Origin of the sequence: Citrobacter sp. Cpo030 (assembly GCF_030333005.1) — a bacterium.
GTDB classification, from domain to species: Bacteria; Pseudomonadota; Gammaproteobacteria; order Enterobacterales; family Enterobacteriaceae; genus Citrobacter; species Citrobacter portucalensis.
This window is the reverse complement of sequence record NZ_JAOWGT010000050.1, coordinates 48,091-62,834: the sequence shown is the minus strand read 5'-3', so window position 1 is coordinate 62,834 and position 14,744 is coordinate 48,091. Positions and strand designations below refer to the sequence as shown.

The window sequence follows — 14,744 nt, the reverse complement described above, 5'->3', positions numbered from 1 at the left end:
ACAATCTGTGTTAGATCATGTTACCGGTAAAATAACACCTATGGGCTAGATGATATTTTACTCGAATTCGTTCCAGGAACGACCATCACGGGTAATCATGGCCACAGAGGCAACCGGTCCCCAGGTCCCGGCCTGATACGGTTTAGGTGCGTCGTTGTCCATTGCCCAGGCTTCAGTAATAGAATCGACCCACTTCCAGGCTTCTTCAACTTCATCTCGACGCACAAACAGCGCCTGAATGCCGCGCATCGTTTCAAGCAGCAGGCGCTCATAAGCGTCGGCCAGATGCGTTTGGTTGAAGGTTTCGGAGTAGCTCAGATCAAGTTTGGTAATTTGCAGGTTATGCTTGTGATCCAGCCCCGGCACTTTGTTCAGTACCTGGATATCGACACCTTCATCAGGCTGCAAACGGATAGTCAGCTTGTTCTGCGGCAGGTCCTGCCAGGATTCTCTGAACAGGTTCAGCTCAGGCGTTTTGAAGTAAACCACCACTTCAGAGCATTTGGTCGGTAAACGCTTACCGGTACGCAGGTAGAACGGTACGCCCGCCCAGCGCCAGTTATCGATATCCACGCGGATCGCCACAAACGTTTCCGTGTTGCTGCTCTTGTTCGCGCCTTCTTCTTCCAGGTATCCCGGAACTTTTTTGCCCTGGGCAAAACCGGCGGTGTACTGACCACGAACTGTCTTTTCACGTACGTTCGAACGATCGATACGACGCAGTGATTTCAGTACTTTCACTTTTTCATCACGGATGCTGTCGGCGCTCAGATCGGACGGCGGAGACATCGCGATCATGCACAGGATCTGCAGCAGGTGGTTCTGGATCATGTCGCGCATTTGACCGGCCTGGTCAAAGTAGCCCCAGCGCCCTTCAATGCCTACTTCTTCCGCCACGGTAATTTCTACGTGGTCGATAGTGCGGTTATCCCAGTTATTCACAAACAGGGAGTTGGCAAAACGCAGTGCCAACAGGTTCAGTACCGTCTCTTTGCCGAGATAGTGGTCGATGCGGTAAACCTGGCACTCTTCGAAATACTCGCCAACCTGATCGTTGATTTCACGGGATGTTGCCAGTGATGTACCCAGCGGTTTTTCCATCACCACGCGGGCAGGCTTAGCATTCAGCTTTGCTTCACCCAGACCTTTGCAGATCGCGCCAAAGGTGCTAGGCGGCATTGCAAAATAGTTGATGGTGGTACGCGATTTTTGATCCAGCATTTTGCCCAGACGCTTAAACGCGGCGGTGTCGTTGACGTCCAGGTTACAAAACTCAAGACGACCGCTGAGGGTTTCCCACAAACTTTCATCAATTTTTTCTTTCATGAAGGTTTCGAGCGCTTCGCGCACAACCTTGGTATAGGCTGCTTTGTCCCAGTCGGCACGCCCAACCCCAATGATGCGGGTATCCGGGTTAATCTGGCCGGCCTTTTCCAGTTGATACAGGGAAGGCAGCAATTTCCGTCGCGCCAGGTCGCCCTTCGCGCCGAAAATGACCAGATCACATGCCTGGGCTGTTTGCGTTACCGCCATGTCATTCTCCTCAATTAAGTGCCTGGTGCTTTTGCCAGACACTGGTTGTAATTTTATTACAGTGCACTGTACTGCTTTTACGTGAATCCGGAAACCGTAAACGCTTATCCAGCCGTGCTGTTACCGCGAACAGCCGCTTTATTGGCGTATAACCCATCAAAATGGATAAAAAAGTCGTCTTTTTCGTACCCACGAAGAAGTATGAAAATCCGACTCCGATCATGTAATGAAAAAAAACAACAACTATTTTGTCCATTTTGCCCCGTTGATGCACTAGCAGGGGTACTATCTACCAGAGTTACCACTCGATTTCCCCTTATCGTTGAAATCGTTTTTGCCCATGACCCATGAGTCTACCTACATCATGAATATGCTGGAAAAAATCCAGTTAAAACTGGAACATTTGAGCAAGTCAGAGCGTAAAGTCGCCGACATTATTCTTGCCTCTCCCGAGCGGGCAATTCACTCAAGCATCGCTGCGCTTGCTGTAGAAGCCAACGTCAGCGAACCGACGGTGAACCGTTTCTGTCGTAGCATGGATACGCGCGGCTTCCCTGATTTTAAACTGCATCTGGCACAAAGTCTGGCAAATGGTACCCCTTATGTTAATCGCAATGTGGATGAGGATGACAGCGTAGAATCTTATACGGGGAAAATCTTCGAATCGGCGATGGCAAGCCTTGACCACGTTCGTCAGTCGCTGGATAACACAGCGGTAAACCGGGCGGTAGATTTGTTAACCCAGGCGAAGAAAATCGCCTTCTTTGGTTTAGGTTCTTCCGCCGCGGTCGCGCACGACGCGATGAACAAATTTTTCCGCTTTAACGTACCGGTAATCTATTCCGACGACATTGTCCTGCAACGGATGAGTTGTATGAATTGTAGCGACGACGACGTCATTGTGCTTATTTCTCATACCGGAAGAACCAAAAGTCTGGTTGAACTGGCGCAGTTAGCAAGGGAAAACGACGCTATGGTTATCGCCCTCACCTCTCCCGGCACGCCACTGGCGCGTGAAGCCACGCTGGCTATTACCCTCGATGTACCGGAAGATACTGACATTTATATGCCCATGGTCTCTCGACTTGCTCAACTGACCGTGATAGATGTGCTGGCTACAGGATTTACTTTGCGCCGAGGGGCAAAATTTAGAGATAACTTGAAGCGTGTCAAGGAAGCGCTCAAGGAATCGCGTTTTGATAAAGAATTACTCATCAAGAGTGATGACCGCTAAAAGCAATAACAATGTTCTACCCTTTTATCATCCGGGTCGTTCATTTTACCGTTAATGTTTGAGAACGGCCGGATTAATGTTCACGCAACACCTAGTTGTTTCAGTCAACGGAGTATTACATGTCCAGAAGGCTTCGCAGAACCAAAATCGTTACCACGTTAGGCCCGGCAACTGACCGCGATAACAACCTTGAGAAGATTATCGCCGCGGGTGCGAACGTCGTACGTATGAACTTTTCCCACGGCTCTCCAGAAGATCACAAACTGCGGGCGGATAAGGTCCGTGAAATTGCCGCAAAACTGGGACGTCATGTAGCTATTTTGGGTGACCTGCAGGGACCTAAAATCCGCGTATCCACCTTTAAAGAAGGCAAAGTATTTCTTAACGTTGGCGACAAGTTCCTGTTAGACGCCAACCTCGGTAAAGGCGAAGGCGACAAAGAAAAAGTCGGCATTGATTATAAGGGACTGCCTGCAGACGTCGTGCCTGGCGATATTCTGCTGCTCGACGACGGTCGCGTACAGCTTAAAGTGCTGGAAGTTCAGGGCATGAAAGTCTTCACCGAAGTCACTGTCGGTGGCCCGCTGTCCAATAACAAGGGCATCAACAAACTGGGCGGCGGTCTCTCTGCTGAAGCCCTCACCGAAAAAGACAAAGCCGACATCATTACCGCAGCGCAAATCAGCGTTGACTATTTGGCTGTCTCCTTCCCGCGCTGCGGCGAAGATCTAAACTATGCCCGCCGTCTGGCACGCGACGCCGGTTGCGATGCGAAAATTGTCGCCAAGGTAGAACGTGCAGAAGCCGTCTGCGACCAGAATGCGATGGATGACATCATCCTGGCTTCTGACGTAGTGATGGTAGCCCGTGGCGACCTGGGTGTTGAAATCGGTGACCCTGAGCTGGTAGGTATTCAGAAAGCGTTGATTCGCCGTGCGCGTCAGCTGAACCGTGCGGTCATCACCGCCACACAGATGATGGAGTCGATGATCACCAACCCAATGCCGACTCGTGCGGAAGTGATGGACGTGGCTAACGCCGTCCTCGACGGTACCGATGCCGTGATGCTTTCTGCCGAAACAGCAGCAGGTCAGTACCCGGCGGAAACCGTCACGGCAATGGCGCGCGTTTGCCTGGGTGCAGAGAAGATCCCAAGCATCAACGTCTCTAAACACCGCCTTGACGTGCAGTTTGATAACGTTGAAGAAGCGATTGCGATGTCAGCGATGTACGCTGCTAACCACCTGAAAGGGGTCACCGCTATTATCGCTATGACGGAGTCTGGTCGTACTGCGCTGATGACTTCTCGTATCAGTTCCGGTCTGCCAATTTTCGCGATGTCTCGTCATGAACGTACGCTGAATCTGACCTCTCTGTATCGCGGTGTCACCCCGGTTCACTTTGACAGCGAAACAGATGGCGTCGTTGCCGCCAATGAAGCAGTGAACCTGCTGCGCGATAAAGGCTATCTGGTTTCCGGCGATCTGGTGATTGTGACACAGGGCGATGTGATGAGCACTATTGGCTCAACTAACACCACGCGTATTCTGACCGTCGAGTAACGCCAGCGTTTGATGTAAAAAAGCCTCTCGTTTGAGAGGCTTTTTTTTATTTCTTCGGATAGAGATCTTTGCGCTTATAGGGCTCAATCTCGCCGGGTTTACGCGTCTTAAGCAGTTTCAGTATCCAGGTGTATTGTTCGACATGAGGCGTGACAAAAATTTCCACCTCTTCGTTCATTCGTCTGGCAATGGTGTGGTCATCCGCTGTCAGGATGTCATCCATCGGAGGACGGACCTTAATCGTCAGGCGGTGCGTTTTACCGTCATACACCGGAAACAGCGGCACTACACGCGCGTGGCAAACCTTCATCAAGCGACCAATTGCCGGTAACGTTGCTTTATAGGTAGCAAAAAAATCGACAAACTCGCTGTGCTCAGGCCCATGGTCCTGATCCGGCAGGTAGTATCCCCAATATCCCTGACGTACAGACTGAATAAACGGTTTGATGCCATCATTACGTGCATGTAATCGGCCTCCGAAACGACGGCGCACCGTGTTCCAGACGTAATCAAATACCGGGTTCCCCTGATTGTGGAACATTGCTGCCATTTTCTGTCCCTGGGAAGCCATCAGCATCGCCGGGATATCTACGCCCCAGCCATGAGGAACGAGAAAAATCACTTTTTCATCGTTGCGGCGCATCTCTTCGATGATTTCAAGGCCCTGCCAGTCAACCCGATTCTGAATTTTCTCCGGACCGCGCAGGGCCAGTTCCGCCATCATGACCATCGCCTGAGGGGCTGTCGCGAACATCTCATCGACAATGGCTTCGCGCTCAGCTTCGCTGCGTTCAGGAAAACAAAGGGATAAATTGATCAGTGCTCTGCGACGTGAGCTTTTTCCCAAACGTCCAACCATCCGTCCGAGCTTTGCCAGAATAGGATCGCGAAGTGACGCCGGCGTTAACGCAATCCCAGCTATCGCCGCTACACCCAGCCAGGCGCCCCAGTAGCGCGGATAGCGAAATGATTTATCAAACTCAGGGATATACTCAATATTCTTTTTTTTCGTTTCCATGCTCTTCCAGTGTCTGGTGCGGCGAAAAGTAGATCTGCTGATAGTGTAGCGGCGCACGATGCGCCGTACAAAATAAAAAAAGCCGGCACGCATCGCGTACCGGCTTTATCAGTGTGCTAATTAATCAAAACGTAGCTGAGGCATAACTTCTTTCACCTGCGCCAGATAATCGGTGCGATCCGAGCCGGTCAGACCTTCTGTACGCGGCAGTTTCGCCGTCAGAGGGTTCACGGCCTGCTGGTTGATCCACACTTCGTAGTGCAGGTGCGGACCGGTTGAACGCCCGGTGTTACCTGACAGCGCGATACGATCGCCACGTTTCACTTTTTGACCTGGTTTCACCAATAGCTTACGCAGGTGCATATAACGGGTGGTGTAGGTGCGACCATGACGTACCGCAACATAGTATCCGGCAGCGCCGCTACGCTTCGCTACGACCACTTCACCATCGCCTACCGACAGTACTGGCGTCCCCTGCGGCATCGCAAAGTCGACACCTTTGTGCGGCGCTACGCGTCCAGTCACCGGATTCAGGCGACGCGGGTTAAAGTTCGAGGAGATACGGAACTGTTTCGCCGTCGGGAAACGCATGAAGCCTTTCGCCAGCCCGGTACCGTTACGGTCATAGAACTTACCGTCTTCAGCACGGATGGCGTAATAGTCTTTGCCTTCAGAACGTAAACGCACGCCCAGCAGCTGGCTTTGCTCGCGCTTACCGTCCAGCATTTCGCGAGACATCAGCACTGAGAACTCATCGCCTTTTTTCAGTTTGCGGAAATCCATCTGCCACTGCATGGCCTTAATCACCGCGCTGATTTCAGAGCTGGTCAGTCCGGCCTCTTTGGCGCTGGCGACAAAGCTTCCGCCCACCGTGCCTTTGATACGGCTGTTAACCCAATCGCCCTGCTGCATTTCGCTGCTCATTTTGAAACCTGTCGCAGTGCGATCGTAAGTGCGGGTTTCACGGCGGGACACTTCCCATGTCAGGCGCTGCAGGTCACCTTCCGCGCTTAACGTCCAGGATAACTGTTGACCAATTTTCAGATTGCGCAGTTCTTTATCGGAAGCAGCGAGCTGACTGATGTCGCCCATATCGATGCCGTACTGATTAAGAATACTGCTCAGCGTATCGCCTGTGGAGACGACATACTCATGCACGCCGGCTTCACCAGACGTTTTGTCATCCAGTTCATCCTGCGGAATGGCTTCGTCTTCCTGCGCGGCCTGATCGATAGGTTCACTGGCCTCAGGCAACAGCGAACGAATCTCGCTTTTTTCCAGCTCGATAGTTTTAACGATGGGTGCAGAATCGGGATGGTAAACATAAGGCCGCCAGACGGCGACGGCCAATGTCAGTACGGTAAGCGACCCCAGCATAACGCGATGGGGTCGCGGCAGATTATTAAATGCCAGAGCGACAGAGCGGGCTATCTGTTGCACGTATTCACTTCCTCATTAATCTCCTTTCAGGCAGCTCGCATACTGGTTGGCTAATTGGTTCAAAAACGCTGAATAGCTTGTTTTACCCAGTTTGATATTCGTTCCGAGCGGATCCAGCGTTCCCATTCGAACGGATGTCCCTCTCGCGACGGCTTCAACGACCGCTGGCCTGAACTGTGGCTCAGCAAAAACGCAGGTTGCTTTTTGCTCAACCAACTGTGTTCTTATTTCATGTAAACGCTGCGCACCAGGTTGAATCTCAGGGTTCACGGTAAAGTGACCAAGCGGTGTTAGTCCGTAGTGTTTTTCGTAGTAGCCATAGGCGTCATGAAAAACGAAATAACCTTTTCCCTTGAGCGGTGCGAGCTCGTTACCTACCTGCTTATCGGTTGCGGCTAATTGTGCCTCAAAATCCTTCAGGTTGGCGTCAAGTTTGGCTCGACTTTGCGGCATAAGTTCCACTAATTTTTCATGGATTGCAACCGCTGAGGCCCGCGCTATCTCTGGGGAAAGCCAAAGATGCATGTTGTAATCGCCATGATGGTGATGCTCGTCACTTTTTTCACTGCCAGCATCATCGTGTCCATGATCGTCATCGTCATCATCAGCACCTTTCATGAGTAACGGTTTCACGTCATTGAGCTGCGCAATCGTTACCTGTTTCGCGTTAGGAATATTCTTGACTGACTTCTCCATAAACGCTTCCATCTCAGGTCCAATCCAAACAACTAAGTCCGCGCCCTGTAAGCGTTTTACGTCTGATGGACGCAGTGAATAGTCATGTTCGGAAGCCCCATCAGGCAACAGAACCTCAGTGTCTGTTACCCCGTCTGCAATAGCTGAAGCAATAAACCCCAGCGGCTTGAGCGAGGCCACCACAGCGGCATTTGCTGCCTGTGTTGCACTACCCCAAAGAGCAGCGGATAATGCTGCGAAAAGAAGCGTATTTTTATGTAACATAATGCGACCAATCATCGTAATGAATGTAAGAAATGTGATATTATAACATTCTATAACTTCTGCAAGACTAAAATTGATATGACGACTTTGGTTTCACTGGAAAATGTCTCGGTCTCTTATGGTCAACGCCGCGTCCTGTCTGACGTATCGCTTGAACTTCGACCCGGTAAAATTTTAACGCTTCTCGGCCCAAATGGCGCCGGGAAGTCTACGCTGGTGCGCGTTGTATTAGGGCTGGTAGCGGCTGATGAGGGAGTTATCAAGCGTAGTGGGAAATTGCGCATTGGCTATGTACCGCAAAAACTGTACCTCGATACTACGCTGCCACTGACGGTAAGTCGGTTTATGCGCTTACGTCCCGGTACCAAAAAAGAGGATATCCTTCCGGCACTGAAGCGCGTTCAGGCTGGGCATCTGATGGATGCGCCGATGCAAAAGCTCTCTGGCGGGGAAACACAACGCGTCCTGTTGGCCCGTGCTTTATTGAATAAACCTCAGCTACTGGTGCTCGATGAACCAACCCAGGGCGTGGATGTCAATGGGCAGGTCGCACTGTACGACCTTATCGACCAGTTGCGACGTGAACTGGATTGCGCCGTGCTGATGGTTTCCCATGACCTGCATCTGGTGATGGCCAAAACCGATGAGGTACTGTGCCTGAACCATCATATTTGCTGTTCCGGTGCGCCGGAAGTGGTTTCTATGCACCCGGAATTCATCTCCATGTTCGGGCAACGCGGCGCCGAACAACTCGGAATTTACCGTCATAATCACAATCACCGCCACGATTTACAGGGTCGTATCGTCTTACGCCGGGGAAATGGTCACTCATGATTGAATTGTTATTACCCGGTTGGTTAGCCGGGATCATGCTGGCCTGTGCCGCTGGCCCACTCGGCTCGTTTGTAGTCTGGCGTCGAATGTCTTATTTCGGTGATACGCTGGCCCACGCTTCGCTGCTGGGGGTCGCCTTTGGCCTGCTGCTGGATGTAAACCCTTTCTATGCGGTTATCGCCGTCACCCTGTTGCTGGCTGGCGGTCTGGTATGGCTGGAGAAGCGCCCTCACCTTGCGATCGATACCTTGCTGGGTATTATGGCGCACAGCGCGTTGTCATTGGGGCTGGTTGTTGTCAGCCTGATGTCCAACATCCGTGTGGATCTGATGGCTTACCTGTTTGGTGATTTGCTCGCCGTGACGCCAGAAGATCTTATCTCCATCGCCATCGGCGTGGTTATTGTTCTGGCGATTCTGTTCTGGCAGTGGCGTAACCTGCTGTCGATGACCATCAGTCCTGATCTGGCATTTGTCGATGGTGTGAAGCTGCAACGCGTGAAGCTGCTGTTGATGCTGGTTACGGCGTTAACGATTGGTGTGGCGATGAAGTTTGTCGGGGCGCTGATTATCACCTCACTGCTTATCATCCCTGCTGCGACCGCCCGTCGCTTTGCCCGTACGCCGGAGCAGATGGCAGGGGTTGCCGTTGGAGTGGGAATGATAGCGGTTACAGGCGGGCTGACCTTCTCGGCCTTCTATGACACCCCGGCAGGTCCTTCCGTGGTGCTGTGCGCCGCGCTGCTGTTTATTTTCAGCATGATGAAAAAGCAAGCGAGCTAAGCATGTGTTGCCCGGTGGCGCTACGCTTACCGGGCCTACAAAATCGCCCAGACCTGATGAGCGTCACGACATCAGGCACTAAGGCATCTGTGGCGGCGTAATGCCAAAGTGGTTCCAGGCGCGCACGGTTGCCATTCTTCCGCGCGGCGTACGCTGCAGAAAACCTTGCTGAATCAGATACGGCTCCAGCACGTCCTCAATGGTTTCACGCTCTTCCCCGATCGCCGCCGCCAGGTTATCCAGCCCTACCGGTCCGCCAAAGAATTTATCGATAACCGCCAGCAGCAGCTTACGGTCCATATAATCGAATCCTTCCGCATCCACATTGAGCATATCCAGCGCCTGGGCGGCAATATCAGCCGAAATCGTGCCGTCATGCTTCACTTCAGCGAAATCGCGTACCCGGCGTAATAAACGGTTGGCGATACGCGGCGTACCGCGGGCGCGGCGTGCCACTTCCAGCGCGCCTTCATCGCTCATTTCCAGGCCCATAAAGCGTGCGCTACGCCCAACAATGTGCTGCAGGTCTGCCACCTGATAGAACTCCAGGCGCTGCACAATACCAAAACGGTCACGCAGCGGAGAGGTTAACGACCCGGCGCGCGTCGTCGCCCCGATTAGCGTGAACGGCGGCAGATCGATCTTAATCGAACGGGCAGCCGGCCCTTCACCAATCATGATATCCAGCTGATAATCTTCCATCGCCGGATACAGCACCTCTTCCACCACCGGTGACAGACGATGAATTTCATCGATAAACAGCACATCGTGGGGTTCAAGGTTGGTAAGCATTGCCGCCAGGTCACCCGCTTTTTCCAGTACCGGACCGGACGTGGTGCGCAGGTTAACACCCATTTCATTGGCGACAATATTGGCAAGCGTAGTTTTACCCAGACCAGGAGGACCGAAAATCAGCAGGTGATCGAGAGCGTCACCGCGCAGCTTCGCCGCCTGGATAAAAATCTCCATTTGCGAACGGACCTGAGGCTGGCCAATGTACTCTTCCAGCAATTTTGGGCGGATCGCACGATCCACCAGATCTTCAGGGGTCGTGCTGACAGCCGAAATCAGGCGATCTGCTTCAATCATCCTTTACCTCACAATGCCGCGCGAAGCGCTTCACGAATCAGGGTTTCACTGCTGGCATCAGGGCGGGCAATTTTGCTCACCATGCGGCTGGCTTCCTGTGGTTTATAGCCCAACGCCACTAGCGCAGCAACCGCTTCCTGCTCGGCGTCGTCCGTTGTCGGACTTGCCGGAGACGTCAGGACCAGATCCGCTGCTGGTGTAAAGAGATCACCATGCAAACCTTTAAAGCGGTCTTTCATTTCTACAATCAGGCGTTCTGCGGTTTTTTTACCAATACCCGGTAATTTCACCAGCGCGCCCAGCTCTTCGCGCTCCACGGCATTAACGAACTGCTGAGCAGACATACCGGAGAGGATCGCCAGCGCCAGCTTCGGTCCCACGCCATTGGTTTTGATTAACTCTTTAAACAGCGTGCGCTCTTGCTTGTTGTTAAAGCCATACAATAGCTGAGCATCTTCTCGCACCACAAAATGGGTGAAAATAATCGCTTCTTGCCCGGCTTCCGGCAACTCGTAGAAACAGGTCATCGGCATATGCACTTCATAGCCTACCCCGCCCGTTTCCAGAAGGACCAGCGGGGGTTGTTTTTCAATAATGATGCCTCTGAGTCTGCCTATCACGTGACGCTCCTGCGTTAAGGGCTAAAAGGTAATGCGCTATCATAAAAAAAGGCTGGATAGATATCCAGCCTCATTTGTCACTAACGTAATCGACCTCGCGCCAAATTCAGCCTCGACTCGCTCATTTGCATGGCGTTCTGACTGACATGGCAGTGGGTAATGGCTATCGCCAGTGCATCCGCGGCATCCGCTTGCGGATTCGCCGGGAGTTTTAGCAGCGTGCGTACCATATGCTGGACCTGGCTTTTTTCCGCGCTACCGATCCCCACCACGGTCTGTTTTACCTGGCGGGCCGCGTATTCAAAGACCGGTAGATCCTGATTGGTCGCCGCAACGATTGCCACGCCGCGAGCCTGTCCCAGCTTTAGCGCCGAGTCGGCGTTCTTCGCCATAAAAACCTGCTCAATGGCAAAATAGTCCGGCTGAAACTGGGTGATGATTTCCGTCACGCCCGCGTAAATCAACTTCAGACGTGACGGTAGATCGTCGACTTTGGTGCGAATGCAGCCGCTGCCGAGGTAGGTCAGCTGCCTGCCGACCTGACGAATAACACCATAACCGGTGATGCGCGACCCCGGGTCAATGCCGAGAATAATAGACATCACGCATCTCCTGTTATTTTATGGCTTAACCACATCATTCTAAGGTGGCAGCAACCTCATCGGAGATTTCACCGTTGTGGTAAACTTCCTGCACGTCGTCGCAGTCTTCTAGCATATCGATCAGACGCATCAGCTTCGGCGCTGTTTCTGCATCCATATCCGCTTTGGTGGATGGGATCATAGACACTTCAGCTGCGTCCGCTTTCAGACCAGCCGCTTCCAGCGCGTCACGTACTTTGCCCATCTCTTCCCACGCGGTGTAAACGTCAATTGCGCCGTCGTCGAAGGTCACAACGTCTTCAGCACCTGCTTCCAGCGCCGCTTCCATGATGGCGTCTTCGTCGCCCTGTTCAAAGGAGATTACGCCTTTTTTGCTGAACAGATAAGCCACGGAACCGTCGGTACCGAGGTTACCACCCGTTTTCGTGAACGCGTGACGCACTTCCGCAACGGTACGGTTACGGTTGTCAGACAGACATTCAATCATAACGGCTGTACCGCCAGGACCGTAACCTTCATAGATGATGGTTTCCATGTTGGAATCTTCATCACCACCCACACCGCGCGCGATTGCACGGTTCAGGGTGTCACGGGTCATGTTGTTAGCCAGCGCTTTATCAACCGCTGCACGCAGACGCGGGTTAGCGTCCGGATCGCCACCGCCCAGTTTAGCCGCCGTCACCAGCTCACGAATTATTTTGGTGAAAATTTTACCGCGTTTAGCATCCTGCGCTGCTTTACGGTGTCTGGTGTTGGCCCATTTACTATGACCTGCCATAAATAATATCTCCAAAAAGCGCGCCTTTTCAGGCGACGTTAATTACAAACTCTTCAATCGCCTGCCGGTTACTCCACGACTTGGTTAATTGGGCGGCTTCAACCGCATTAACCCAACGATAGGTCAGATGTTCGGTGAACACGATCTTTCGTTCTGAGGGAAGTGCCAGGCAAAACCAGGATTCAGTATTACGTTCAATTCCCGGTGCATAGCGATGACGTAAATGGCTAAAAATCTCAAACTCCACCGTGCGCTGACAGTCAATTAAGGTCAGTTGCTCAGATGCAACATCAATGGCGACCTCTTCCTTTACTTCGCGCATAGCGGCTTGCGACGCGGTTTCACCTTCTTCAAGGCTGCCGGTGACCGACTGCCAGAAATCAGGATCGTCGCGTCGCTGTAACATCAGCACTCTCCCGGTGTCCTTTGCATAAATCACGACTAACACCGAGACAGGCTGTTTATATGTCATATCAGTTATTCTCGGCCTTCTTAACAACCTGAATGCTCAGTTCCGCCAGCGCAGCTGCGTTGGCAAAGCTTGGCGCTTCAGTCATCAGACACGCTGCAGCCGTGGTTTTCGGGAAAGCAATAACGTCACGAATGTTGTCAGTACCGGTCAACAGCATAGTCAGACGGTCCAGACCAAACGCCAGGCCCGCATGCGGCGGTGTACCATATTTTAGCGCATCCAGCAGGAAGCCGAATTTCTCACGCTGCTCTTGCTCGTTAATGCCCAGAATACCGAATACGGTTTGCTGCATGTCGCCGTTGTGAATACGCACGGAACCGCCGCCTACTTCGTAACCGTTGATGACCATATCGTACGCGTTGGCAACCGCGTCTTCCGGCGCTGCTTTCAGCTCAGCGGCCGTCATATCTTTCGGCGCGGTGAACGGGTGATGCATTGCGGTCAGTCCGCCTTCACCATCGTCTTCAAACATTGGGAAGTCGATAACCCACAGCGGCGCCCATTTGGCTTCGTCGGTGATGTTCAGGTCTTTACCCAGTTTCAGACGCAGCGCGCCCATCGCGTCGGCAACCACTTTCTTGTTGTCGGCACCGAAGAAAATCATGTCGCCGTCTTGCGCACCGGTACGTGCCAGAATCGCTTCCACGATTTCTGCGTTCAGGAACTTAGCAACCGGACTGGTGATACCTTCCAGACCTTTCGCACGTTCGGTGACTTTGATGTAAGCCAGACCTTTCGCGCCGTAAATCTTGATAAAGTTACCGTAATCGTCAATTTGCTTACGGCTCAGTGCAGCACCGCCCGGTACACGCAGAGCAGCTACGCGGCCTTTCGCATCGTTTGCCGGACCAGAGAACACTGCAAACTCAACGTCTTTCACCAGATCGGCAACGTCCACCAGCTCCATCGGGTTACGCAGGTCTGGTTTATCGGAACCGTAGCGACGCTCAGCTTCGGCAAAGGTCATGATCGGGAAATCACCCAGATCCACGCCTTTAACTTCCAGCCACAGGTTACGTACCAGCGCTTCCATCACTTCACGCACCTGCGGTGCGGTCATGAAGGAAGTCTCAACGTCGATCTGGGTAAATTCAGGCTGACGGTCAGCACGTAAGTCTTCATCACGGAAGCATTTTACGATCTGATAGTAGCGGTCAAAGCCAGACATCATCAGCAGCTGTTTAAACAACTGAGGTGATTGCGGCAGCGCGTAGAATTTACCTTTATGTACGCGAGAAGGTACCAGGTAATCGCGCGCGCCTTCCGGCGTTGCTTTGGTCAGCATCGGTGTTTCGATGTCGAGGAAGCCGTGGTCGTCCATAAAACGACGCACCAGACTGGTGATTTTAGCACGCGTTTTCAGGCGCTGCGCCATTTCAGGGCGACGCAGATCTAAATAGCGATACTTCAGTCGCGCTTCTTCGGTGTTGACGTGGTTAGAGTCCAACGGCAGCGAGTCTGAACGGTTGATGATGGTCAGATCGGAGGCCAGTACTTCAATTTCGCCCGTCGCCATATCGGCGTTGACGTTTTTCGCGTCACGCGCACGCACAGTGCCCGTAACCTGGATGCAGAACTCATTACGCAGTTCGGAGGCCAGCTTTAACGCGTCCGCACGGTCCGGATCGAAAAATACCTGCACGATACCTTCGCGGTCGCGCATATCGATAAAGATCAGGCTACCAAGATCACGACGACGGTTGACCCAACCACACAGAGTCACCTGCTGCCCCTCGTGGGACAGACGTAGCTGTCCGCAATATTCTGTACGCATGAGATATCCCTTAACTTTGCCGCAGGCGGATTGTCACCTGTCTCGC

14 protein-coding genes are annotated in these 14,744 nt (G+C 52.6%); 4 read left to right on the top strand and 10 right to left on the bottom strand.

Going from position 1 to position 14,744, the window contains the following annotated elements:
* Nucleotides 1-57 precede the first annotated feature (57 nt).
* Nucleotides 58-1,533: a glucose-6-phosphate dehydrogenase gene (gene zwf, locus OGY37_RS08145; protein ID WP_003833817.1), complete on the bottom strand. Its 1,476-nt coding sequence runs from the start codon at nucleotides 1,531-1,533 to the stop codon at nucleotides 58-60.
* A 364-nt stretch (nucleotides 1,534-1,897) separates the two neighbouring features.
* Here zwf and OGY37_RS08140 point away from each other — a divergent pair, with 364 nt between their 5' ends.
* Nucleotides 1,898-2,767: a MurR/RpiR family transcriptional regulator gene (locus OGY37_RS08140; protein ID WP_126319786.1), complete on the top strand. Its 870-nt coding sequence runs from the start codon at nucleotides 1,898-1,900 to the stop codon at nucleotides 2,765-2,767.
* 119 nt (nucleotides 2,768-2,886) lie between these two features.
* Complete coding sequence (gene pyk / locus OGY37_RS08135; protein WP_003833821.1) at nucleotides 2,887-4,329, top strand: pyruvate kinase; 1,443 nt, start codon at nucleotides 2,887-2,889, stop codon at nucleotides 4,327-4,329.
* A 46-nt stretch (nucleotides 4,330-4,375) separates the two neighbouring features.
* Here the strand turns inward: pyk and lpxM are convergent, their stop codons facing one another.
* From lpxM to znuA, 3 genes are all read right to left on the bottom strand, one after another.
* Nucleotides 4,376-5,347: a lauroyl-Kdo(2)-lipid IV(A) myristoyltransferase gene (lpxM, locus tag OGY37_RS08130; RefSeq protein WP_126317825.1), complete on the bottom strand. Its 972-nt coding sequence runs from the start codon at nucleotides 5,345-5,347 to the stop codon at nucleotides 4,376-4,378.
* A gap of 120 nt (nucleotides 5,348-5,467) precedes the next feature.
* Nucleotides 5,468-6,787 carry a murein DD-endopeptidase MepM gene (mepM, locus tag OGY37_RS08125; RefSeq protein ID WP_003833825.1) on the bottom strand — a complete coding sequence of 440 codons (1,320 nt, stop codon included), beginning with the start codon at nucleotides 6,785-6,787 and terminating at the stop codon, nucleotides 5,468-5,470.
* Between the two features lie 15 nt (nucleotides 6,788-6,802).
* Nucleotides 6,803-7,747, bottom strand: a complete 945-nt coding sequence (gene znuA, locus OGY37_RS08120; protein ID WP_063940898.1) for a zinc ABC transporter substrate-binding protein ZnuA — start codon at nucleotides 7,745-7,747, stop codon at nucleotides 6,803-6,805.
* Between the two features lie 78 nt (nucleotides 7,748-7,825).
* Between znuA and znuC the strand changes: the two genes are divergently transcribed.
* Together znuC and znuB are read left to right on the top strand one after the other, a co-directional pair.
* Nucleotides 7,826-8,581 carry a zinc ABC transporter ATP-binding protein ZnuC gene (znuC, locus tag OGY37_RS08115; RefSeq protein ID WP_181510868.1) on the top strand — a complete coding sequence of 252 codons (756 nt, stop codon included), beginning with the start codon at nucleotides 7,826-7,828 and terminating at the stop codon, nucleotides 8,579-8,581.
* A complete protein-coding gene (znuB, locus tag OGY37_RS08110; protein WP_003034874.1) occupies nucleotides 8,578-9,363 on the top strand; it encodes a zinc ABC transporter permease subunit ZnuB in 786 nt (261 codons plus the stop codon). The genes znuC and znuB overlap by 4 nt, the downstream gene beginning before the upstream one ends.
* 78 nt (nucleotides 9,364-9,441) lie before the next feature.
* On the opposite strand, the gene ruvB is transcribed toward znuB, so the two are convergent.
* The 6 genes from ruvB to aspS all read right to left on the bottom strand — a co-directional run bounded on the left by ruvB (nucleotide 9,442) and on the right by aspS (nucleotide 14,698).
* On the bottom strand, nucleotides 9,442-10,452 hold the full coding sequence (gene ruvB / locus OGY37_RS08105; protein WP_003034872.1) for a Holliday junction branch migration DNA helicase RuvB: 1,011 nt from the start codon (nucleotides 10,450-10,452) through the stop codon (nucleotides 9,442-9,444).
* 8 nt (nucleotides 10,453-10,460) lie between these two features.
* Nucleotides 10,461-11,072, bottom strand: a complete 612-nt coding sequence (gene ruvA / locus OGY37_RS08100; RefSeq protein ID WP_003034869.1) for a Holliday junction branch migration protein RuvA — start codon at nucleotides 11,070-11,072, stop codon at nucleotides 10,461-10,463.
* Nucleotides 11,073-11,152: 80 nt separating this feature from the next.
* Nucleotides 11,153-11,674 (bottom strand): crossover junction endodeoxyribonuclease RuvC, encoded by a 522-nt coding sequence (gene ruvC / locus OGY37_RS08095; RefSeq protein WP_003034867.1) that lies wholly within the window; start codon nucleotides 11,672-11,674, stop codon nucleotides 11,153-11,155.
* A 34-nt stretch (nucleotides 11,675-11,708) separates the two neighbouring features.
* Nucleotides 11,709-12,452, bottom strand: a complete 744-nt coding sequence (locus tag OGY37_RS08090; protein ID WP_003833836.1) for a YebC/PmpR family DNA-binding transcriptional regulator — start codon at nucleotides 12,450-12,452, stop codon at nucleotides 11,709-11,711.
* Between the two features lie 28 nt (nucleotides 12,453-12,480).
* The gene (gene nudB / locus OGY37_RS08085; RefSeq protein WP_003833839.1) at nucleotides 12,481-12,924 is read right to left on the bottom strand and encodes a dihydroneopterin triphosphate diphosphatase; all 444 of its coding nucleotides are present in this window, start codon (nucleotides 12,922-12,924) and stop codon (nucleotides 12,481-12,483) included.
* 1 nt (nucleotide 12,925) lies between these two features.
* Nucleotides 12,926-14,698, bottom strand: a complete 1,773-nt coding sequence (gene aspS, locus OGY37_RS08080) for an aspartate--tRNA ligase (protein ID WP_003833841.1) — start codon at nucleotides 14,696-14,698, stop codon at nucleotides 12,926-12,928.
* Nucleotides 14,699-14,744: the final 46 nt, after the last annotated feature.